The following is a 21,363-nucleotide window of genomic DNA, read 5'->3' as shown; positions in this document are numbered from 1 at the left end:
GGGCTGCAAACCCCTGCCACATGGGCATTCATGCTCCTGCGGCCGATCACAGCGAGTGGTAGAACTGCTGGCGTAGCTCAGCCGTGACGGCGCGCTCAGTGTGGTGCCCATAGCGCGTGCGCCGCGGCATACGGGGGTTATCGATTCGCATTTCCACCGCATTCGAGAGCGATCGATCACGAGCCGGGAAGGCAATCATGAATCGACTAGTCAAGGCGGCGGTCGCCGTCACAGCATTCGGCTTGGGGGCGGCACTGGCCGTTCCAGCCCAAGCGGAAGTTCAATACAACACCGCCAGGCACGCTCCCGCGGACGGCCTGGGCGAGGGCGCCAGCGTCGCAGGCAGCCCGCTCGGCGGGCTCCTGGGCGGACTCCCGCTCCTGGGCGGCCTGCTGGGCGGCTCCCAGCCCAAGTCCGGCGCCGCTCCCAGCCGGCCGAGCGGCGAGATGACCGAGGCCGAGCGGGACGCGGCCATCGAGATGCAGGAACGCAGGCGTACCGGCGGCCCGAACGCGGCCGAGGACGTCACCCGCGAGGGAGGCCCGCTGCCCGAGCTGTCGCCGATCCTCGGCGGGGTGCCGCTCGGCGGGGGCGGCCTGACCGAGTCGCTGCCCGTGGGGGTGGGCGCGTCCCGCATGGCGCATCCTGCCAAGCCGTCGGTCAAGGCCGTCGAGCAGTCCGAGGGTCTGGCCGTGAAGGACACCTTCACCTCGGTGGGCGGCCTGGTCGAGTCCTACGTCCAGGGCGCGGTGGGCAAGCTGCCCGGCGCCGGCCTGCTGCCGGACTCCGCCGCCGGCGTCACGAACCCCGGCACCGCCGCCACCGGCACCATGCGGGAGACGGCCAAGGGCATGGAGGCGCTGTCGAGCGAGACCATGCTGGCCGGCCTGGCCAAGGCGGCCAGGCACGCGCTGCCGGCCACCGCGAACACCGAGCTGTCGCCGGTCGTCGGCCAGGTCGCCCCCTCCGAGATGGCGCCGGTCATGGAGGCGCTGCCCGGCACCACGCAGACCGCGAGCATGGACGAACTCACCCCGCTCGTCGAGGAGGCCGCCGGCGCGGTGTACTCCAAGGGGACCAAGGCCACCGGCTCCTACAGTGACCTGATGACCGCTCTCGGCTGGACCGCCGACGCGCTGACCAGCTCGGTGCGCGGCACCTGGGCTCGCAGCTAGGCCCACATTCCCGCATGATCACCTCTCCTGCGCTTCGACCTCCCCTGTGGTCGGTACGGCGGTCAGACAGAGATCGTTTCCGACGGCCGAACGGGGCGAAGAGGCGGCACGGAGCCGATCATGCGAGAAGGATGGGATCAGGCGGGACGGAGGCGGCGACGGACGTCGCTTGCCGAGGGCAGGCATGGCGGTTCGCGGGCGTCTTTGGTGCCAACGCTCGGGAGCCGGTCGAGCCGGCGGCGAGGCGGATCCGTTCGGAGCCTCAGCAGTTCCCTGACGGCGTGATGTCCCCTGGGCCGGGTGAGGCGGCCGGGGCGCCGTCGTACTGACGCGGCGGGCCTTCTGGGCGCCTTCCAGGTGCCGGACGCCCGAGGCGCAGGCCGCATGTGGATTGTCATGACGAGCCGGGGCGGACGCGTCCAGGCTCGGGCTCGCGTGCTGCGCCGTTCATCGCAGGGCAGCGGCGCCCCGCGAGCCCCGCCGCCGGCCCCATGGGTCGGCGGCTTTTTCATGTCTTTACGCGCTGCCGTGGCCGGCCGCCTGCCGCACTTCGGTTGACGGAGCGGCGAGTCTGGGGCGGAGAGCGGTAGTTTGCGTGACCAGCGAAGCCCCGTGCGAGCGCGACCATCGAGCTCGTGCGGCGAGTCTGGACGCACGCTTGCCCTCTACGGTCGTGAACCGCTCAGGGTAGGCGGACGCCCGTGCGGCGGGCGATCTGTGCTTGCAGTCTGGCCATCTGCCAGTGCAGCTCGATGAGCTGCTCGGCGAGCAGTGCCCGGGGAATCTCGGACACGTCCTCGGTGGCCAGGTGGTCGATCGCGGTTGAAAGCTCTCCCATCGCGCGCCCCCACTCCATCACCGGTCCTCAGTTCGAATTGACGTTCGAATCCTATCGGAACGGGGGGCTCGCTGTCAGTCATTTACCCCTCACGTCACGCTGGTTTTCGTACAGGGGATCGAATCAGCCCTTGTTGTAAGCCGCGATGACTTCCTTCGGGTCGCCGTCCATCCGGATCTTGCCCTTGTGCAGCCAGATCACCCGGTTGCAGGTCTCCTCGATGACCTTGAGGTCGTGGGCCACGAGGAAGACGGTGCCGGCGGACTCGCGGATCTCGCGGATGCGCTGCTCGCTCTTCTTGCGGAACTCGCGGTCGCCGGTGGCCAGGGCCTCGTCGATGAGCAGGACGTCGTGGGTCTTGGCCGAGGAGATGGCGAAGCGCAGGCGGGCGCCCATGCCGGAGGAGTAGGTGGACATGGGGAGCTGGACGAACTCATCGATGCCGGAGAAGTCGACGATCTCTTGGTATTTCTCCTTGACCTCGGCCGGCGTCATGCCCATCGCGTAGCAGCCGAGGACGATGTTGCGCTCGCCGGTGAGCTCGCGCATGAGGGCCGCGTTGACGCCCAGCAGCGACGGCTGGCCGTCGGTGTAGACGGCGCCCTTGTGGGGCGGCAGCAGGCCCGCGATGGCGCGCAGCAGCGTGGACTTGCCGGAGCCGTTGCGGCCCACGATGCCGATGGCGTCGCCGTGGTAGGCCACGAACGTGACGCCCTTGACCGCGTGGACCTCCTTCATCTGCGGGCGGCCCTGACGCTTGAGCAGGCGCGTGAGGGCGTTGACCGCGTTGCCCTTCTCGGCGTCGGAGGCGGCGCCGTAGACGCGGTAGACGATGTGGAGGTCGTCGACGATGACGGTCGGAGTGCCCGTGGGGACGTCGAGGGGCCGCTTGCCGGCGGGCTCCGGGTTGGGATGCACCCTCACATCCTTGCCCGGAACGGCGGGCTTCTCGCCCTTCACCTGTGACAGCTCCTTGGTTTCAGCCACGCCCGTACCTCTCCTCGGCCCGCCAGAAATACCAGAAGCCGAATCCGAGAGCGAACACCGCCCAGAATACGCAAGACACCCACACCATTGTCGGCGGGTGGTGGCCGAACTCGGTGCGGTAGGTCCCGACCAGGATCTCGCGCATCCACTCGATGTAGGAGGCCGCCGGGTTGAGATACATCACGTTGGCGACCCACTGCGGAAGCTCCGCGGACTTCACCACCTTGTCCTGGATGGAGAAGAAGACGCCGGAGGCGTAGAGCCAGGTGCGCGTGATGAACGGCAGCAGCTGGTTGAGGTCGCGCGTCGTGGCTCCGAGCCGGGCGATCACCAGGCCGGCCCCGATGTTGAACATCGTCTGGAGGAGCAGCACCACCGGGATCATGAGCCAGAACCAGGTGGGCCACTCCTGCGTGGCGACCACGAGGACGAGGAGCACGCCCATGGAGATCGCGAGCTGCTGGAGCTCTTGGATCGTGTAGGCCAGCGGCAGGGACGCCCTGGGGAAGTGGAGTGCCCGGATGAGCGACATGTTGCTCGAGACCGACTTCGCCCCGGCGGTGACCGTCCGCTGGGTGTAGGTGAAGATGAACATCCCGGTCAGCAGGAACGCCGGGTAGTTCGTGATGTCCTTTTGGCCGCCCAGGATGACGCCGAACATCACGAAGTAGATCGCGGCGTTGAGCAGGGGCGTCAGCACCTGCCACAGCTGGCCCAGGGCCGAGCTGGAATATTTCGAGACGTTGCGCGAGGTCGCGTACGTCAGGATGAAGTGTCGCCGCTCCCATAGCTGGCGCAGGTAGACGGGGAACCTCGGCCGCGCGATGGCACGGCGAAGCCCGTATCTCTTGGCGAGCTTGGCCAGCGGCTCCTGCCCGCTTCGGCCGCCCGCCTGGGCGTCCGCGACAGCGGATTCCGGCTGGCTCATGGCAAGGACTCTATTGGATCCCGGTCGGTGAGGTGCCTGCCGCACGGAGGTGCGGCAGTCAGTTGGACGGAGTCTTGGGACGCCGGGTTCCAAGGCGTCGTCAAGACCTGCTCAACCGTAGCCCAGCGAGGCGCGGTGTGGTGGCAAGGGCACGAGCACTCTGCTGTAGGGGGTATTTTTCATCGACTGTTCACGTCCCGGCCGAACCGTTGCAGGGGGGTTGTGCGACTCCGCACCGATCGTGCGAAATGTCTGTGACGGTGGATAGGCATACGTGTGACCGAACTGCAACGCGCCAGAGACACCCTGGTGGCAAGTAGTGAGGGATAGTCGCGATCGACTGGCAGGGCGTTCAGCTGGCTTGACCGTGTCAAGTCAAACCCGGGGGAGAAACCAGGACTCTCCCGTCAGGTTGCTCACAACATCGCAGCTCAGTGCTGTACGCCCACTGTAGAGGGAGGAATCTTCTTCACCATGCGTGTTACTAAGGGCGCACAGATCGTCGCCGGTACCGCGCTGCTCGCCCTCGCGGTTGCCGCGTGTGGCGGCGGAGCCTCGGACAACGGCGGCACCGCCGCGGGCGGCGGCGCAGAAACGCCGGTCCGCATGGAGCTCGGTGAGCCCCAGGCGCTGCTTGTGCCGTCGAACACCACTGAAACCGAAGGCTCCGAAGCCCTTGGCGCCGTGTTCGAGCCCCTCGTCACCTACGACGAGAACAAGAACGCCGTCGAGGCCGCTGCCGAGTCGATCACCAGTGACGACCAGAAGACCTGGACGATCAAGCTCAAGTCCGGCTACACCTGGCACAACGGTGAGCCCGTCGTCGCTCAGAACTACGTCGACGCGTGGAACTACGCGGCCAACCAGGAGAACGCGCAGAGCGCCGGCTACTTCTTCGGCCGGATCGACGGCTACGCCGACCTCAACCCCGGCGAGGGCAAGCCGGTCACCACGAAGACGATGAAGGGACTCAAGGCCGTCGACGACTCGACGCTCGAGGTCACCCTCACCGCCCCGTTCTCCCAGTTCAAGACCATGCTGGGCTACACCGCCTTCTACCCGCTGCCCAAGGCCGCCTTCGGTCCTGACGGCAAGGTGACGCAGCAGTACGGCGAGCAGCCCATCGGCCAGGGTCTGTTCAAGATGGACAAGCCCTACAGGAAGGGCACCGACCAGACCATCGACCTGACGGTGTACGACAAGTTCCCGGGCACGAAGCCCAAGAACTGGACCAAGCTCCAGTTCAAGATCTACACCGACACGGACGTGGCCTTCAACGACCTCCTGGCCAACAACCTCGACATCCACGACTCCCTCAGCCCGTCGGCCATCTCGCAGGCCAAGTCCACGCTCGCCGAGCGCTACCAGGACCAGCCGGACGCCGGCATCGGCTACATCGGCGTTCCGCTCAAGTACAACCCCGAGCTGAACAACGTCGACATCCGCAAGGCCATCTCCATGGCCATCGACAGGAAGACCATCGCCGAGACGGTCTTCTCCGGCACCCGCGCGCCGGCCGACGACTTCATCAACCCGGCCATCGCGGGCTACCGCCAGGGCGCCTGCAAGGCCTGCACGTACAACCCGGCCGAGGCCAAGAAGCTGTACGACGCGGCCGGCGGCCCCAAGACGCTCGAGCTCGGCTACAACGCCGACGGCGGTCACAAGGAGTGGATCGAGGCCGTCGCCAACAACCTCCGCCAGAACCTGGGCATCGAGGCCACGGCCAAGCCGTTCGAGAAGTTCGCCAGCATCCTGGACGACCTCAAGGCGAAGAAGTACAAGGGCCTGTTCCGCATGGGCTGGGCCATCGACTACCCGTCCGCGGAGAACTACCTGACGCCGATCTTCAGCACCGGCGCCATCGCGACGGGGTCGAACTACGGCGGTTACTCGAACAAGAAGTTCGACGAGCTGCTCGCCAAGGGTGACCAGGCCGCGACGACCGAGGAAAGCCTGAAGTTCTACCAGCAGGCCGATGACATCCTGATCGAGGAGCTTCCGTACATCCCGGTGTACTTCTACCGGAACAACTCTGGCTACTCGACGAACGTCAAGAACGTCAAGGTCAACCTGCTCAACCAGATCGAGTGGGCTGACGTCGAGAAGGCCTGACGGTTCGTTCCCCAGGGGCGGGCGCGGCGCGCCCGCCCCTGCAGGGCGCGAAGGAGGCGGCTCTTCGGCCGGAAACCCATAAGGTCGAAGGGTGGCCTTCTTCGCATGTACGGGAGGCTTAAATGGGCCGTTACATCATCCGGCGTCTTCTCCAGTCGATACCGGTGTTGCTGGGTGCCACCCTGCTGATCTTCACCATCGTCTTCGCGCTGCCTGGAGACCCCATCGCGGCGCTGGCCGGTGAGAAGCAGTCGAACCCCAACCTCGTCGCGATCCTTCGCGAGCGGTATCACCTCAACGACCCCCTGCTGCTGCAGTACTGGCACTACATCAGCGGGGTGCTCTTCCGGGGCGATCTCGGGATCAACTTCTCCGAGGTGCCCGTGTCCCAGCTCTTGGCGGGCAAGTTCCAGGTCACGCTCAATCTGGCGCTCACAGCGTTGATCATCGAGGCGCTCGTCGGCGTCGGCCTCGGTCTCTGGGCGGCGCTGCGCCGCGGCAAGGCCACCGACACCATGATCCTCGCCTCGACGCTGCTGCTGATCTCCGTGCCGACCCTCGTGTCCGGCTTCATCCTGCAGTACATCCTGGGCGTGAAGCTCAAGCAGTGGACGGGCGCCGACATCTTCCCGATCGCGGGCATCGCCAACGGCCTGCGCAGCTATCTGCTGCCGGGCTTCGTGCTCGCGGGCGTGTCGATCGCCTATCTCACCCGTCTCACCAGGACCAGCCTGGCCGAGACGCTGCGGGCCGACTTCATCAGGACGGCCACCGCGAAGGGACTCTCCCGCCGGCGCGTCGTCGGCCGGCACGCTCTGCGCAACGCGCTGATCCCGCTCATCACGTTCCTGGGCGCCGACCTGGGCAACCTCATGGGCGGCGCGGTGATCACGGAGAGGATCTTCAACCTGCCGGGCATCGGCCTCCAGCTGTTCGACTCGGTCTATCTCCGCGAACAGCCGGTCGTCGTCGGTATCGTGACCATCCTGGTGCTGATCTACATCGTGGCCAACCTGGCCGTGGACCTGATGTACGCAGTGCTCGACCCGAGGATCCGCTATGAATGAAGCAACGGGGCAGAGCGGGCACACCAGCGCCCTGGCGGAGGCCCCCACACCCGGCGGCCTGCCGAAGGCCAAGTCGGGCAGGCCGGCCAGCCTGTGGTCGGACGCCTGGGCCGACCTGCGGCGCAAGCCGATCTTCCTCATCTCGTGCGGCATCATCGCCGTGCTGGTGCTGATGGCGATGTGGCCGTCGCTGTTCAGCTCGGTGGACCCGTTCAACGCCAGGACGTGCGAACTGGCCACCGCCAGGCAACTCCCCAGCGCCGGACACCCGTTCGGCCGCGACAACCTGGGGTGCGACCTGTACGCCCGCACCATCTACGGCGCGGCGAACTCGCTGGTGATCGGCATCAGCACCACGATCTTCGCGGCGTTGATCGGCGGCCTGCTCGGGCTCGTCGCGGGCTTCTTCGGCGGCGCGACCGACACCGTGGCCTCGCGCGTCACCGAGATCTTCTTCGCCATCCCCAGCATCCTGGGCGCGCTGCTCATCGGCTCGACCTTCCGCGACAGCGGTCTGGGCATCTGGCTGGTGGTCATCTCGCTGACCGTACTGGGCTGGCCGATGACGTTCCGGATCATGCGGGCGGCGGTCATCACCGCCAAATCGCAGGACTTCGTGGTCGCGGCGAGGGCGCTCGGCGCGGGTCCCGGGCGGATCATGTTCAGGCACCTGCTGCCCAACGCGCTCGCCCCGGTGATCGTCGTCGCGACGATCAACCTCGGCGGGTTCATCGCGGCCGAGGCCGCGCTGTCCTACCTGGGCGTGGGCGTGCAGCCGCCGGAGATCTCGTGGGGTCTCATGATCGCGGACGCGCAGCGGCGCTTCCTGGAGGCTCCGTTGCCGCTGATCTTCCCGGCCGTATTCCTGAGCATCACCGTGCTCGCGTTCATCATGCTGGGCGACGCCGTGCGCGACGCGCTCGACCCGAAGCTCAGGTAGAAGGGGGGATCAAGTGAAGAAGACGTCAGCGGATGTGTTGCCTGTCGAGGGAGTATACGGCGACGAACCGCTGCTCGCCGTCGACGACCTGCACGTGGAGTTCCGCACCCGGGCCGGCATCGTACGGGCGGTCAACGGCGTGAGCTACACGGTCAACCCCGGCGAGACGCTCGCGGTGCTGGGCGAGTCGGGGTCGGGCAAGTCCGTGACCGCGCAGGCGATCATGGGCATCCTCGACATGCCGCCCGCCCACATCCCCCATGGGGAGATCCGCTTCAAGGGCACCGATCTGCTCAAGCTGTCGGAGGAGGCCCGGACGCAGGTGCGAGGCCAGCGCATCGCGATGATCTTCCAGGACGCGCTCTCCGCGCTCAACCCGGTGTTCACCGTGGGCTGGCAGATCAGCGAGATGTTCCGGGTGCACCGCGGCATGTCCAAGGCCGACGCCATGAAGAAGGCCGTCGAGCTGATGGACCGGGTCCGCATCCCGGCCGCCAGGCAGCGCGTCAACGACTACCCGCACCAGTTCTCCGGGGGCATGCGGCAGCGCATCATGATCGCGATGTCGATCGCGCTGGACCCCGAGGTGCTGATCGCCGACGAGCCGACCACGGCGCTCGACGTTACCGTCCAGGCGCAGATCATGGACCTGCTGGCCGACCTGCAGCGCGAGAGCCAGATGGGCCTCATCCTGATCACACACGACCTGGGCGTCGTCGCCGACGTGGCCGACAAGATCGCCGTCATGTACGCGGGGCGCATCGTCGAGAGGGCCTCCGTGCACGACATCTACCGGGCGCCCGCGCATCCGTACACGAAGGGGCTGCTGGAGTCGATCCCCCGCGTCGACCTCAAGGGCCAGGACCTGTACGCCATCAAGGGGCTGCCGCCCAACCTGCTCGAACTGCCCACCGGCTGCGCGTTCCACCCCCGGTGCCCCTACCGGCAGGACAACTGCGTGACCGACGTCCCCCCGCTGTATCAGATCAGCGGCACGCGCGGCAGCGCCTGCCACTACTGGAGGGAGGTCCTCGATGGTGAACGGTGACCGCATCCTCGAGGTGCGCGACCTGGTCAAGCACTTCCCGCTCACCCAGGGCATCCTCTTCAAGCGGCAGATCGGCGCCATCAAGGCCGTCGACGGCGTGTCGTTCGACCTGCACAAGGGCGAGACGCTGGGCATCGTGGGCGAGTCGGGCTGCGGCAAGTCCACCCTGGCCAAGGTGCTCATGGCGCTGGAGCGGCCGACGTCCGGCTCGGTGCTGATCAACGGCCGGGACATCGGCCGGGCCAAGGGCGCCGAGCTCAAGCGGATGCGCCGCAACATCCAGATGGTCATGCAGGACCCGTACACCTCGCTGAACCCGCGGATGACCGTGGGCGACATCGTCGGTGAGCCGTTCGAGATCCACACCGAGGTGGCGCCCAAGGGCGACCGGCGCAAGAAGGTGCAGGAGCTGCTGGACGTCGTCGGGCTCAACCCCGATCACATCAACCGGTATCCGCACCAGTTCTCCGGCGGTCAGCGGCAGCGCATCGGCATCGCCCGGGGGCTGGCGCTCCAGCCTGAGATCATCGTCTGCGACGAGCCCGTCTCCGCACTGGACGTGTCGATCCAAGCGCAGGTGATCAACCTGCTGGAGCGGCTGCAGAACGAGTTCGACCTGGCGTACATCTTCATCGCGCACGACCTGTCGGTGGTCCGGCACATCTCGGACCGGGTCGGAGTGATGTACCTGGGCAAGTTCGTGGAGCTCGGCAAGGACACCGAGATCTACGACAAGCCCGCCCATCCGTACACGCAGGCGCTGCTGTCGGCGGTGCCCGTTCCCGACCCGGAGGGGCGGGAGCAGCGTGAGCGGATCATCCTCCAGGGCGACCCGCCTTCCCCGGCCAACCCGCCGTCGGGGTGCCGGTTCCGTACGCGGTGCTGGAAGGCGCAGGAGATCTGTGCGGAGGAGGAGCCGTTGCTGCAGATTCGGCCGGGGACGGGGCATGAGAGCGCCTGCCACTTCGCCGAGACGCACGACGTGGTCCACATCGGCTGATCACCGCCTGCCGACGCTCCCAGGCCCTCTGAAGGATCCTCTTCGGAGGGCCTTACGCGTTCGCCCCCTCACCTCCCACCGCGCCCCGACCCATCGCCGCCCCGGATCTGGCCATCGCCCGCTCCAGCCCTGCACAGGCGCCGGCCGCCGTGCGCGTTGCGCCGGGCCCCGCCGCGCGGCTTCTCGCCGACGCGGCGCGCCTGGGGCGAGGCTGTCGGTGGCGGACGTGGCGTCCGCTCCGAGATCCCTCGCTCCCAGATCCCTCGCTCCGAGATCCCTCGCTCCCGCACCCCTTGCTCGTGCGCGCCGGGCTCCGGCGGGCTCCTGCGCGGTGGGGTCCTGTGTGGCGGGTGGGCTGACCGTGCGACGGTGCGGGAGGCGTTTACGTGGTGGTGAGGATGGCGGAGCCGTGGCCGAAGAGGCCCTGGTTGGCGGCCAGGGCGGCGCGGGCGTTCGGGACTTGGCGGGGGCCGGCGCGGCCCCGCAACTGGAGCGTCAGCTCGCACAGCTGGGCGATGGCCTGGGCGGGGATGGCCTCGCCGAAGGAGGCCAGCCCGCCTGAAGGGTTCACCGGCATGCGGCCCCCCAGCGCGGTCTCGCCCTCCCGGAGCAGTTTCTCCGCCTCCCCGGACGGGCACAGCCCGATGTCCTCCATCCAGTCCAGTTCGAGCGCCGTCGACAGGTCGTACACCTCCGCCAGCGAGAGATCCTCAGGCCCCACCCCGGCCTCCTCGTACGCCGCGTCCGCGATCGCCGCCCTGAAGGGCCTCTCAGGCGCCGGTACGGCCGCGCACGAGTCGGTGGCGAAGTTCGGCAACTCCAGGACCGTGTTGGGGAAGGTCGGGGTGACGGTGGACACGGCGGCCAACCGGACGAGGTCGCGGGCGCCCACGCGGCGGGCGTACGACTCCGAGGCCAGCACCACGGCCGCGCCCCCGTCAGAAGTGGCGCAGATGTCCATCAGGCGCAGCGGGTCGGCCACCATCGGGGAGGCCAGGACCTCCTCCGCTGTCACCGGCTTGCGGTAGCGGGCCATGGGATTGAGCGACCCGGCACGGGCGTTCTTGACCTTGACGGCGGCGAAGTCGGCAGGCGTCGTGCCGTACACGGCCATGCGGCGGCGCGCGTACAGCCCGAAATAGGCCGGGTTGCTGGCGCCGAGGAGGCGGAAGCGGAGCCAGTCCGGGTCGTCGGGGCGGTCGCCGCCGACCGGCTTGAAGAAGCCCTTCGGGGTCGAGTCGGCCCCCACGACGAGGGCGACGTCGCACAACCCGGCCAGGATGCGGGTGCGGGCGATGTCCAGAGCCTGGGCCCCCGACGCGCAGGCCGCGTAGCAGGAGGCGATCCTGGACCCCGTCCAGCCGAGCGCCTGGGCGTAGGAGGCGCCGGCGACGAAGCCGGGGTAGCCGTTCCTGATCGTGTCCGCGCCCACGACGTACTGCACGTCCGTCCAGGCGATCCCCGCGTCACGCAGGGCCGCGCGGGCGGCCGCGACGCCGTACTCCAGGAAGGGCCGCCCCCACTTGCCCCACGGGTGCATCCCCGTGCCCAGCACCACCACACCATTCACGAGGCGCGCCTCCACATCCACACCAGCGGCCCGTCGGCCAGCGGTCCGCTGGTGAGCTCCAGTTCCATGCCGACCTCGAGCTGATCCACGGTGAGCCCGGCGACCTGCCCGAGCACCACGATGCCCGCGCCGTCGAGCTCGATGGCGGCCAGCGTCACCGGCACGTACGGCTGCGCCGCCACGAACGGCGCCGGCGGCGGATAGCAGGCGTTCGTGTACGACCAGACGCGCCCGCGCCGGGGCAGCCTGGTCACCTCCATCTCCTCGCCCTCGCATCGCGGATTGGGGCAGAACCCGTTCCGCGGCGGGAAGCAGACGGTGCCACAGGCCGCGCACTTGGTGCCCAGCAGGAAGACCCCGTCGGCGTCGACGGCGAACCAGCCCTCGATCGCGTACGTCATAGCCTGGAGTATCACACAAGCGCTTGCTAGGTTAAATCCCTCTCGCGCCGCCGCCGATGCGTCACCAGGATCCGGGCCGACATCGTCGCCACCAGCGCCAGCATCCCCACCACCACGGCCGTCCTGGACTCGTGGGACGGCCCGGGGCCGAAGTAGGGGCCCGGCCGGGCCGGCGGGGCGGCGGGCGCGCTCAGCCGGTCCGCCGCGCGCAGGGCCAGCAGGGCGTCGACCACCCCGTGCCCGTAGGCGGGGCTGTAGCCGTCCGCCGGTCGCCTCCTGGTGCCGATTTCGATGGCCGTGCGTACGTGGTAGGGAGACATGTCGGGATGGGCCGACTTGATCAGGGCCGCGATGCCCGCCACCATGGCCGCCGCCGAACTGGTGCCGTCGCCGACCACGTACGAGTCGCCGCCGTCGGCCGTGACGATCTCCGTGCCCGGCGCCACCACGGACAGGTAGTCCTGCCTGTTGGAGAACCGCGCGACCTCCAGCCGCCGGTCCACCGCCCCCACGGCGATCACGCCCGGGTAGGCGGCGGGGAAGTTCTTCCTGTTGGCCGCGTCGCCGTCGTTGCCGGCCGAGGCCACCAGCACCGCGCCCTTGGCGATGGCGTACTGGACGGCCTCCTCCTCGGCCGCCGAACCCTCCCACGCGCCGCTGCCGCCGCCCAGCGACATGCTGATGACGCCGGCGCCGTGGTCGGCCGCGTACCGGATGCCCCTGGCCAGCGCGTCGCCCCAGCTGGAGCGGTGTTTCTGACGCAGCGGGTCGCCGTTCTCCAGAGTGACCCTGATGGACAGCACCTTGGCCGCCGGCGCCACGCCGATCACACCGCCCCCGTCGTGTCCGCGCCCGGCGATCAGGCTGGCCATGGCGGTCCCGTGCTGCCCCCAGAGGCCCGTGGCCCGCCCCACCCCGGTCAGGTCGGGACCCTGGATCACGGCCCCCTCCAGGTCGGGATGGCGGCCGTTCACCCCGGTGTCGAGAACGGCGACGAGCACGCCGGCGCCCTTGCCGGCCCGCCACGCCTCGGGCAGCCGCAGCGTCTCCAGCTGCCACTGCCCGGCGCGCGCGATCTCGCCGACGTCGTCGGAGGCGCTCGGCGCGGCCACCCCTAACACGAGGGCGGCGATCAGGGCGGGGACGATGAGCCGGCTCATCGGGTGAGCATCCGGTGCAACGTCGTCGCCAGTTGCCGCGCGGCGTCGCGCAGCCGGGGCACGGTGCGGTCGCCCGGCCGGTACGTCCGGCCGTCCGCGTACCCGGCGGCCGTCGCCACCAGGTAGCGCTCCCCGGACCCGATGAGCACCCCGGTGAAGTATTGCCGCTCGCCGAACCGCTCGGCGGGCCCGCCGGGGAACGCGACGGGCCGCACGGTGGCGGGCCGCCCGGCGGCGCCCGGCCTGGGCGCCGCCCGGTCCAGCACCGCGATCCCCACGGTGGCGACGTACGTCTGGGTGCTGTCGGCGTACGTGGCCCGCAGCGCGGTACGGCACCCCGGCCGCACCGCCGCGGGCTGGAACGCCGCCCGGCAGGGCGCCTCTGGGGCGACCCCGGCCAGCACGTACGTGACCCGGGCGCCCGACGGGCTGACGCCGGCCACCGCCCGGGGGAAGACCCGCGCCACCGGCCACGCGTGCCAGCGCTCTGACACGGGCGGCTCGGGCGTGGGCCAGAGCGCGGACACTATGGAGAGCAGCACAACGGACACGTGGTACACGTCAACCTCGTACGGGAAGAGGGGACGCCCCGTTCAGTCACCGCATTCTGACACGCGTCCGCCTGTTCAATCCGACGGTTCAGTAAACAGACCGATACGCCGAGTAATTCCGATCTGCGGCTTTCGTACTACGGTGTCGGCGAAAGTCGGACATGCGCCCCAGGTGGGAGCCCCAGCCGCTGCGCCGCGTCACCGGAGTTGACCGCGATCGCGATGAGCCCCGCCGAGTCCGCGAACGCCACCAGCTCGCCCGGCGGCACCGCCGCGTACGTCTCCCTGTACGGCAACGACAGCTGCCGTCGCCCCAGCCACACCCCGAGTGTGTCGCCCACCCGCACCCCCAGCGCGTACAGGTCGCCGGCCGCGATCGACAGCTGGGTGTTGCCGTAGCGGTCGACGGAGACGACCTCGCCCTCGACCGACCCGTCGCGCAGCAGCGACGTCGGCTCGGGGAGCACCACCAGGCGCTCCACCGGCACTTCGGGCCCCAGGTCCGCGAGCGGCAGCCCGCCGCACAGCCGCCCCGCGACCGGCGACAACACGTCACGCCCCGGGAAGGTCGGCGAGGCGGGCCGCAGGAAGTGCTTCTCGTTGCGGATCTCGTACGCGAGCCGCGCGCCGCCGCTGGCGTGCACCGCCCACGACAGCAGCCCGTTGTCCGGGCCGATGAACACCCGGCCGCCCGCCTCGATCGCCACCGCCCGCCTGGCGCCCCCGGCGCCGGGGTCCACGGCGCCGATGTGGATGCCCGGCGGGAGGTAGGGGATGGTCTGCGCGAGGACCGCCGCGCCGCGCCGTACGTCCCCGGACGGGATCAGGTGACACACGTCGATCACCCGGGCCTGCGGGGCGATCCCGGCAATCACTCCATGACAGGCTGCCACATAGCCGTCTTCGAGCCCGTAGTCGGTGAGGAGTGTGATTACTGAGGCCACATTTGGTGACTGTACGTCTCCAGATCCGCCCTGAACAGCCTCCCAATCCGCCGTGAACGGGCGCACTTCGCACATTACGATTGGCACGGGCCGCGTGCGTGTGACGAGATCGTCGCACGCCCCTTTCGAGGAGGACACCATGGGATCACCGCTCAGCGGTGACGATGCTGCCCAGGAAACGTCCCGCCAACCGCTGTCAGAACGTGATCTCGAGCTCCTCGCCTTCGAGCGCCAATGGTGGCGCCACGCGGGTGCCAAGGAGCAGGCCATCAAGGAGACCTTCGGGTTCTCCGCCACGCGCTACTACCAGCTGCTCGGCGAGTTGATCGACCGGCCGGAAGCACTCGAGCAGGACCCCATGCTCGTCAAGCGGCTCCGCAGGTTGCGCTCCACCCGCCAGCGCGACCGTGCGGCCAGAAGGCTTGGCATGCGCCCCTGAGCCGCTGGGTACGGCAGCCGCGTGAAGAACATCCCTGGAATGGAAGCAATCTTGAAAGATCCGGCGGGCGCCGTGATCGGGCTCGACTTCGACGGGACCTTGTCGCCCATCGTGCCCGATCCGGCCGCCGCCGTGATCCACCCGAAGGCGCCCGCGGTCCTCGCCGAGCTGGGCGCGCACGTCTTGGCCGTGGCCATCGTGACCGGCCGGCCGCCGGCCACCGCGCTGGAGCTCGGGCCCGGGCTGGCCGACGTGCCGGGGCTGGTCGTCCTCGGCCACTACGGCTTCGAGCGGTGGGAGAACGGCCGGATCTCCGCCCCACCGCCCCCGCCCGGCGTGCCGCGGGCCGAGGCGGAGCTGCAACTGCTGCTCGAGTCGCTCGGGCTGGAGGGCGTCTCGATCGAGGACAAGGGCCGCGCCGTCGCGGTCCACACCAGGCGCAGTCCTGACCCCGAAGGCGCGCTCGCCACGCTGCGCGAGCCGCTGGCGCGGGTCGCGGACGAACACGGGCTGGTGGTCGAGCCGGGCCGCTTCGTGCTGGAGCTGCGGCCGCCGGGCATGGACAAGGGGCACGCGCTCAGCCTCTTCCTGGCCGAGCGGGCCGCCAGGTCCGTCATGTTCGTCGGCGACGACCTGGGCGATCTGGCCGCCTTCGACGCCGTGCGCGCCTCCGGGCTGCCCGGGGTGACCGTGTGCAGCGGGTCGGCCGAAGTGACCGCGCTGGCGGAACGCGCCGACATCGTGGTGGACGGGCCGGACGGGGTGGTGGCGCTGCTGGCGGAGATGGTGTCGGCTTTCAGTCGTTCATGAGTGGGCTGCAAGTGGCGGTCCCTAGGGTCTGACGCATGTTCAAGCGTTACCTCGCCGTCGCCGCCGTGGCCGCGGCCACCGTCCTGACCGCCGCCTTTCCCGCTCCCGCCAGCGCCGCGCCCGCGCAGCCGCTGAAGCTGCGCAACGGCCTGACCCTCTACATCCCCATCCAGTGGGAGGTCCACCGCTTCGGCGCGGACGTGGTCCAGGTCGTCACCGGCAGGTGCGGCAAGCCGAAGGGCTGGGGCACGCCGGAGTGCGACGCGTTCTACGTGCTCGGGCCCTCGGCCATCAAGGTCGGCGCCGAAGGCTGGGGTCCCTACACCGGTAAGAGACCGTACTACCCGGCGAGCGACGTGCAGCCCTGCCCGTTGAACAAGAAGTGGGGCGAGATCATCGGCCCGAAGGTGTCGAGGGGGCTGCGCCAGGTCGGCACGGGACACAAGGCCGCCTACAACGCGTGGCAGGCCCGCTGCGTGCCCTATTCCAGCAACGCGACCAAGGCGCGTTTCACCCAGCGCGAGTGGTACCTGCCGAAGAGCAAGATCCTCGTCGTCGACCAGTGGAGCACGCCGGGCCTGGCCGACGCGCTCAAGTATGCGGATTGGAACTAGGCGAGGGCTTCAAGCTGGGCCGCGAGCCACTTCTGCGGGGGCAGGGCGGTGGCCGCGGCACAGAGCTTGTCGCGGCGCGTCCTGCGCTCGTCCTCCGGCATGATCAGCGCTTCGTGGAGGGCGGTTGCCGTGCCGCTGATGTCGTAGGGGTTGACCATGATCGCGTACGGGCCCAGCTCGGCCGCCGCGCCCGCCTCGCGCGAGAGCACCAGGGCGCAGCGCGGCGACAGCACCGGGCCCTCCTTGGCCACCAGGTTCATCCCGTCGCGGATGGGGTTGACCAGCAGCACGTCGGCCATCCGGTACGCGGCCAGCGAGCGCGGGTAGTCGTCGTTGACGTTGAGGATGAGCGGGTCCCAGTCTTCGGTGGCGAACTGGTTCTCGATCTCCTGGGCGCAGCGCTGCACCGAGGCGGTGTATTCGCGGTATTCGGGCAGGTCGTGCCGGCTCGGATAGGCGAAGGCCAGATGCACCACCTGCCCGTGCCACTCGGGGTGGGCCTCCAGGAACTCGCCGTAGGCCACCAGGCCGCGCACGATGTTCTTCGACAGCTCGGTGCGGTCGATGCGGACGATGAGCTTGCGGTCGCCGACCTGGTCTCTGATCGCGGCCATGTGGGACTCGACGTCGGGCTCGCAGGCTCGCTCCCACAGCGCCGCGCCGTCCACGCCGAGGCTGTGCACGCCGACCCGGGTGGTCCTGCCCTCGTACGTGATGCTGTGGCCCACGCGGTCGACCTCGGCGCCGAGCAGCGCCTGGCAGCAGTCCATGAACGCCCCGGCCCACCTGCCGGTCAGGAACCCGGCGTGGTCGGCCCCGAGTATGCCCTCCAGCACCTCGCGGGCCACCTCGTCGGGCAGGAGGGAGAAGTATTCCGGCGGCGCCCACGGCGTGTGGCTGAAGTGGGCGATGCGCAGGTCGGGCCGCTCGGCGCGGAGCATCGCGGGGGTCAGGGTCAAGTGGTAGTCCTGCACCATGACGCGGGCGCCGTGTCCGGCCTCCTCGGCCAGGGCCAGCGCGAACGCCCCGTTGTAGTCGCGGTAGGACTCCCACTCGCGGGCGAACCTGGTGCCGAAGTTGGGCGCGTTGGGGATGTCGTAGAGCAGGTGGTTGACGAACCACAGCGTGGAGTTGGCCACGGCGTTGTAGGCGCGGTGGAACGTGGCGGCCGGGATGTCGAGCATCCGCAGCGGCCCCGTGTCGTAGCCGGCCAGATCGATCCGGCCGCCCGGGGACAGGCGCACGGCGCTGCGGTCGTCGTCGGACAGCGCCGCGCAGACCCACAGGACGCCGTCTTCCTTGATCACGCCGGACAGCCCGGACACCAGGCCGCCTCCGCCGCGCTTCATGGTCAGCTCGCCGTCGTCGGAGACGGTGAAGGAGACGGGCCCTCTGTTGGAGGCCACCAGAACGCTGTTCATCGAGGCTCCCTTCGATCATAGGATCCCAGCTATGGCGCTAGATGAGCTAACCGAGGAACTCGCCCGATCCGCCGCAGCCGGAGATCATCGCGCGCTCGGCGAGCTATTGGCCAGGATCGAGCCCGATGTGATGCGTCATTGCGCCCGGATCCTGCCTTACCACCAGGACGCCGAGGAGGCATCCCAAGACACCCTGCTGGCCGTGGCCCGCAACATCGGGCGCTTCGAGGGCCGGGCCAGGTTCAGCACCTGGCTGCACATCGTGACGGCCAACTGCGCGCGGACCACGTACCGGTCGCTGAAGCGCCGGGCCGCCGAGCAGACCTCCGACGAGCTGCCCATGCAGAAGCCCGACGTGCGGCGGGTCAGTGTGATCGCGGGGTCCCGCCTCGACCTGCTCGACGCGATGGAGGCGCTGGAGGCCGACAAGCCCGACCTGGCGCAGGCGCTGGTGCTGCGCGACATCGTCCAGCTCGACTACAACGAGGTGGCCGAACAACTCGGCATCCCGCTGGGCACCGCCAAGTCCCGCATTCACCAAGCGCGCAAATACGTGCAGGGTGTGCTCGGAGAGGACTATCGCTGAGACTATCCGTCTCGCATGTTGAGACGGGTGGTAATCTCGCCTCCTTGAGCGGGTAGAGTCCTGTTCACCAACTGAATATTGCTCATCCAGAGGGGTGGAGGGACCGGCCCTGCGAAGCCCCGGCAACCCTCCCGGCTTGTGACTCGCGACCTGGCGAGGCCGACCGGGACAAGGTGCCAATTCCGGTTCGCGGTCAAGGTGGCCGCGGGCGAAGATGAGGGAAGGCCTCGCTTCATGTCGCACGACTTTGGTCCTGCTGTCGCTCTGTCCTGCCGTGAGTGCGGCGCGCGCTACCCGCTCGGTCCCAGCTTCGCCTGCCTGGAGTGTTTCGGGCCGCTGGAGGCGGCATACGACTTCGGCAACGTGACCCGCGCGGACATCGAGTCCGGTCCCGCCAACATCTGGCGCTACCGCTCGCTCCTCCCCGTGCCGGCCGACGTGGCGACCAAGCCCAACATGAACCCGGGCTGGACCAAGCTGGTCAAGGCGGGCAACCTCGGGCAGGCGCTCGGCATCAAGTCCCTGTACGTGAAGGACGACTCGGGCAACCCCACCCACTCCTTCAAGGACCGGGTGGTCGCCATCGCCGTCGAGGCGGCGCGCAACTTCGGTTTCCACACGCTTTCCTGCTCCTCCACGGGCAACCTCGCGGGCGCGGTCACCGCCGCCGCGGCGCGGGCCGGGCTCGACGCCTGCGTGTTCATCCCGGCCAACCTCGAAGAAGCCAAGATCGCCATGGCCCGGGTGTTCGGCGGCAAGCTCATCGGGATCGACGGGACCTATGACGAGGTCAACAGGTTCTGCTCCGAGCTGATCGGCGACCCGATGGGCGACAAGTGGGGGTTCGTCAACGTCAACCTGCGGCCCTACTACGCCGAGGGCTCCAAGACCCTCGCGTACGAGATCGCCGAGCAGCTCGGCTGGCGGCTGCCGGAGCAGATCATCATCCCGATCGCCTCCGGCTCGCAGCTCACGAAGATCGACAAGGGCTTCAAGGAGCTGGTGGCGCTGGGCCTGGTCGAGGACACGCCGTACAAGATCTTCGGAGCGCAGGCGGCCGGCTGCTCGCCGGTGTCGGCGGCGTTCAAGGCCGGGCACGACGTGGTCCAGCCGGTCAAGCCCGACACGATCGCCAAGTCGCTGGCCATCGGCAACCCCGCCGACGGGCCCTACGTGCTCGACATCGCCCGGCGCACCGGAGGCGCCGTCGAGGACGTCACCGACGCCGAGATCGTGGCCGCGATCAAGCTCCTGGCCTCGACGGAGGGCGTCTTCGCCGAGACCGCGGGCGGGGTGACCGTGGGCGTGCTCAAGAAGCTCGTCGAGACGGGGCGACTCGACCCCGAGGCCGAGACCGTGGTGCTCAACACCGGCGACGGGCTCAAGACGCTCGACGCCATCACCGGCGACTCCGCCAGGCCCACGGCCGTGATCCGGCCCTCTCTCGACGCGTTCCGCGCGGCTGTCTGACAACCAGGAAAGGCGAGATAACCATGAGCGTTTCTGTGCGGATTCCCACCATCCTGCGCACGTACACCGGGGGAAACGCGGAAGTGAGTGGCGAGGGCGCGACGCTTCGTGACGTGCTCGCCAAGCTCGACTCCGACTACCCGGGGATCGGCGCAAGAATTCTGGATGAATCGGGCAAGATTCGGCGTTTCGTCAACGTTTACGTGGGGGAAGAGGACGTCCGTTTCGCCCAGGGGCTCGACACTCCGGCCCCGGAAGGCACTCAGATCTCCATCATCCCGGCGGTCGCCGGCGGCTGAGTGCGACAGATCACATCCTTGAAGGCGCCCCTAGTGGGCGCCTTCTCTTTTCCCGATAATTCAACGTTGAAGGACCTCTCTGCGAAGAAATGCGCTGTTTGGAGATTGACTCTGTTGCCAAACCCCGTGCCACATGTATGGTCGAGGGCGATCGTCTGACTGATTTTCCGTTATGTCGGGCGATTACGGGTCTCGCGGAGGAATGGGCGAGATCTGTGAGCCCAGTAAGAGGAGTCGGAAGTGGCGCAGGGCACCGTCAAGTGGTTCAACGCGGACAAGGGCTACGGCTTCATCGCGGTAGACGGTGGTAAGGATGTATTCGTCCATTACTCAGCGATCCTGATGGACGGGTACCGCTCTCTGGAGCAGGGACAGCGCGTCGAGTTCGAGATCACGCAAGGACAGAAGGGGCCTCAAGCCGAGTCTGTCCGCGCGGTCTGATTCACGTCACTCGTACGCACAGGCCGCATCGCACGGCAGCGCAGTCCGTGCGAGCCGGCCAGCCTCCTATTTGTCGATCTACGGCGGGCCGTGCGGTGAGCGGCCCGCCGCACAGATGGACTGACCTGGGCGGGAACCCGGGGTGGAGAGTCCTTCGCTTGCACTCGACAGGGTAGAGTGCTAAACAGTTCGTTGGCACTCTGTGTGGCAGAGTGCCAGCGAACTCGGATCGAGACGATGGGGTCTGCCGAACGGAGATGCAGGCTCATGCCGTCGCGGGCGTCGGCTCGGTCCAGGACAAGCCACCCTGCATCTGGGAGGTCTAGCCTTATGGCAGCCAAGATGATCGCGTTTGACGAGGACGCCCGGCGCGGTCTCGAGCGCGGTATGAACCAGCTCGCCGACGCCGTCAAGGTGACCCTGGGCCCCAAGGGGCGCAACGTCGTGCTGGAGAAGAAGTGGGGCGCTCCCACGATCACCAACGACGGTGTCTCCATCGCCAAGGAGATCGAGCTCGAGGACCCGTGGGAGAAGATCGGCGCTGAGCTGGTCAAGGAAG

Annotated in this window: 23 protein-coding genes and 1 riboswitch; of the genes, 14 read left to right on the top strand and 9 right to left on the bottom strand. The window is 68.8% G+C overall.

Features of this window, described 5'->3' with window-relative positions:
* Positions 1–197: 197 nt before the first annotated feature.
* Positions 198–1,175, top strand: a complete 978-nt coding sequence (locus tag ID574_RS57905) for a hypothetical protein (protein WP_188197612.1) — start codon at positions 198–200, stop codon at positions 1,173–1,175.
* A gap of 682 nt (positions 1,176–1,857) precedes the next feature.
* Here ID574_RS57905 and ID574_RS57900 read toward each other — a convergent pair.
* The 3 genes from ID574_RS57900 to ID574_RS57890 all read right to left on the bottom strand — a co-directional run bounded on the left by ID574_RS57900 (position 1,858) and on the right by ID574_RS57890 (position 3,928).
* A complete protein-coding gene (locus ID574_RS57900; protein ID WP_188197622.1) occupies positions 1,858–2,013 on the bottom strand; it encodes a hypothetical protein in 156 nt (51 codons plus the stop codon).
* 123 nt (positions 2,014–2,136) lie between these two features.
* Entirely contained in the window at positions 2,137–3,000 is an 864-nt protein-coding gene (locus ID574_RS57895; RefSeq protein WP_188197611.1) for an ABC transporter ATP-binding protein, read from the bottom strand.
* Positions 2,993–3,928: an ABC transporter permease gene (locus tag ID574_RS57890; RefSeq protein WP_188197610.1), complete on the bottom strand. Its 936-nt coding sequence runs from the start codon at positions 3,926–3,928 to the stop codon at positions 2,993–2,995. Before ID574_RS57890 ends, ID574_RS57895 begins: the two co-directional genes overlap by 8 nt.
* Before the next feature lie 474 nt (positions 3,929–4,402).
* On the opposite strand from ID574_RS57890, the gene ID574_RS57885 reads away from it, so the two are divergent.
* From ID574_RS57885 to ID574_RS57865, 5 genes are all read left to right on the top strand, one after another.
* Positions 4,403–6,043 (top strand): peptide ABC transporter substrate-binding protein, encoded by a 1,641-nt coding sequence (locus ID574_RS57885; RefSeq protein ID WP_188197609.1) that lies wholly within the window; start codon positions 4,403–4,405, stop codon positions 6,041–6,043.
* Positions 6,044–6,165: 122 nt separating this feature from the next.
* On the top strand, positions 6,166–7,110 hold the full coding sequence (locus ID574_RS57880) for an ABC transporter permease (RefSeq protein WP_188197608.1): 945 nt from the start codon (positions 6,166–6,168) through the stop codon (positions 7,108–7,110).
* Positions 7,103–8,050 (top strand): ABC transporter permease, encoded by a 948-nt coding sequence (locus ID574_RS57875; RefSeq protein ID WP_223168169.1) that lies wholly within the window; start codon positions 7,103–7,105, stop codon positions 8,048–8,050. Before ID574_RS57880 ends, ID574_RS57875 begins: the two co-directional genes overlap by 8 nt.
* A gap of 13 nt (positions 8,051–8,063) precedes the next feature.
* Complete coding sequence (locus ID574_RS57870) at positions 8,064–9,098, top strand: ABC transporter ATP-binding protein (RefSeq protein WP_223168168.1); 1,035 nt, start codon at positions 8,064–8,066, stop codon at positions 9,096–9,098.
* Entirely contained in the window at positions 9,085–10,098 is a 1,014-nt protein-coding gene (locus tag ID574_RS57865; protein WP_188197607.1) for an ABC transporter ATP-binding protein, read from the top strand. Before ID574_RS57870 ends, ID574_RS57865 begins: the two co-directional genes overlap by 14 nt.
* Positions 10,099–10,480: 382 nt before the next feature.
* Here the strand turns inward: ID574_RS57865 and ID574_RS57860 are convergent, their stop codons facing one another.
* The 5 genes from ID574_RS57860 to ID574_RS57840 all read right to left on the bottom strand — a co-directional run bounded on the left by ID574_RS57860 (position 10,481) and on the right by ID574_RS57840 (position 14,724).
* Positions 10,481–11,668, bottom strand: a complete 1,188-nt coding sequence (locus ID574_RS57860; RefSeq protein WP_188197606.1) for a lipid-transfer protein — start codon at positions 11,666–11,668, stop codon at positions 10,481–10,483.
* Positions 11,665–12,069, bottom strand: coding sequence for a Zn-ribbon domain-containing OB-fold protein (locus tag ID574_RS57855; RefSeq protein ID WP_188197605.1), 405 nt, complete (start codon positions 12,067–12,069; stop codon positions 11,665–11,667). Before ID574_RS57855 ends, ID574_RS57860 begins: the two co-directional genes overlap by 4 nt.
* Before the next feature lie 26 nt (positions 12,070–12,095).
* A complete protein-coding gene (locus tag ID574_RS57850; RefSeq protein ID WP_188197604.1) occupies positions 12,096–13,229 on the bottom strand; it encodes a S8 family serine peptidase in 1,134 nt (377 codons plus the stop codon).
* Positions 13,226–13,780 (bottom strand): hypothetical protein, encoded by a 555-nt coding sequence (locus tag ID574_RS57845; RefSeq protein WP_188197603.1) that lies wholly within the window; start codon positions 13,778–13,780, stop codon positions 13,226–13,228. Before ID574_RS57845 ends, ID574_RS57850 begins: the two co-directional genes overlap by 4 nt.
* Before the next feature lie 137 nt (positions 13,781–13,917).
* Entirely contained in the window at positions 13,918–14,724 is an 807-nt protein-coding gene (locus ID574_RS57840) for an SAM hydrolase/SAM-dependent halogenase family protein (RefSeq protein WP_188197602.1), read from the bottom strand.
* Between the two features lie 139 nt (positions 14,725–14,863).
* Between ID574_RS57840 and ID574_RS57835 the strand changes: the two genes are divergently transcribed.
* From ID574_RS57835 to ID574_RS57825, 3 genes are read left to right on the top strand one after another with little or no spacing between them, the layout of a single operon-like run.
* On the top strand, positions 14,864–15,163 hold the full coding sequence (locus ID574_RS57835; protein WP_188197601.1) for a DUF3263 domain-containing protein: 300 nt from the start codon (positions 14,864–14,866) through the stop codon (positions 15,161–15,163).
* A 39-nt stretch (positions 15,164–15,202) separates the two neighbouring features.
* A complete protein-coding gene (otsB, locus tag ID574_RS57830; protein WP_188197600.1) occupies positions 15,203–15,973 on the top strand; it encodes a trehalose-phosphatase in 771 nt (256 codons plus the stop codon).
* A 35-nt stretch (positions 15,974–16,008) separates the two neighbouring features.
* Positions 16,009–16,587 carry a hypothetical protein gene (locus ID574_RS57825; protein WP_188197599.1) on the top strand — a complete coding sequence of 193 codons (579 nt, stop codon included), beginning with the start codon at positions 16,009–16,011 and terminating at the stop codon, positions 16,585–16,587.
* Here the strand turns inward: ID574_RS57825 and ID574_RS57820 are convergent.
* Complete coding sequence (locus ID574_RS57820) at positions 16,584–18,008, bottom strand: alpha,alpha-trehalose-phosphate synthase (UDP-forming) (protein WP_188197598.1); 1,425 nt, start codon at positions 18,006–18,008, stop codon at positions 16,584–16,586. The genes ID574_RS57825 and ID574_RS57820 overlap by 4 nt on opposite strands.
* A gap of 31 nt (positions 18,009–18,039) precedes the next feature.
* Between ID574_RS57820 and ID574_RS57815 the strand changes: the two genes are divergently transcribed.
* From ID574_RS57815 to ID574_RS57795, 5 genes are all read left to right on the top strand, one after another.
* Entirely contained in the window at positions 18,040–18,594 is a 555-nt protein-coding gene (locus ID574_RS57815; RefSeq protein WP_188197597.1) for an RNA polymerase sigma factor, read from the top strand.
* A 79-nt stretch (positions 18,595–18,673) separates the two neighbouring features.
* Positions 18,674–18,815: riboswitch (SAM riboswitch) on the top strand.
* A gap of 13 nt (positions 18,816–18,828) precedes the next feature.
* Positions 18,829–20,064 (top strand): threonine synthase, encoded by a 1,236-nt coding sequence (gene thrC, locus ID574_RS57810; protein WP_188197596.1) that lies wholly within the window; start codon positions 18,829–18,831, stop codon positions 20,062–20,064.
* Between the two features lie 23 nt (positions 20,065–20,087).
* A complete protein-coding gene (locus ID574_RS57805; protein WP_132331077.1) occupies positions 20,088–20,363 on the top strand; it encodes a MoaD/ThiS family protein in 276 nt (91 codons plus the stop codon).
* A 240-nt stretch (positions 20,364–20,603) separates the two neighbouring features.
* Complete coding sequence (locus tag ID574_RS57800; RefSeq protein ID WP_020546479.1) at positions 20,604–20,804, top strand: cold-shock protein; 201 nt, start codon at positions 20,604–20,606, stop codon at positions 20,802–20,804.
* A 330-nt stretch (positions 20,805–21,134) separates the two neighbouring features.
* Positions 21,135–21,363 (top strand): TCP-1/cpn60 chaperonin family protein (locus ID574_RS57795; protein ID WP_272491875.1); only part of this gene is annotated, 229 nt, incomplete at its 3' end.

The organism is Nonomuraea sp. SYSU D8015 (genome assembly GCF_008065375.1).
Taxonomy (GTDB): domain Bacteria; phylum Actinomycetota; class Actinomycetes; order Streptosporangiales; family Streptosporangiaceae; genus Nonomuraea.
The sequence above is the reverse complement of the archived record's forward strand: the minus strand, read 5'-3'. Positions and strand labels throughout refer to the sequence as shown.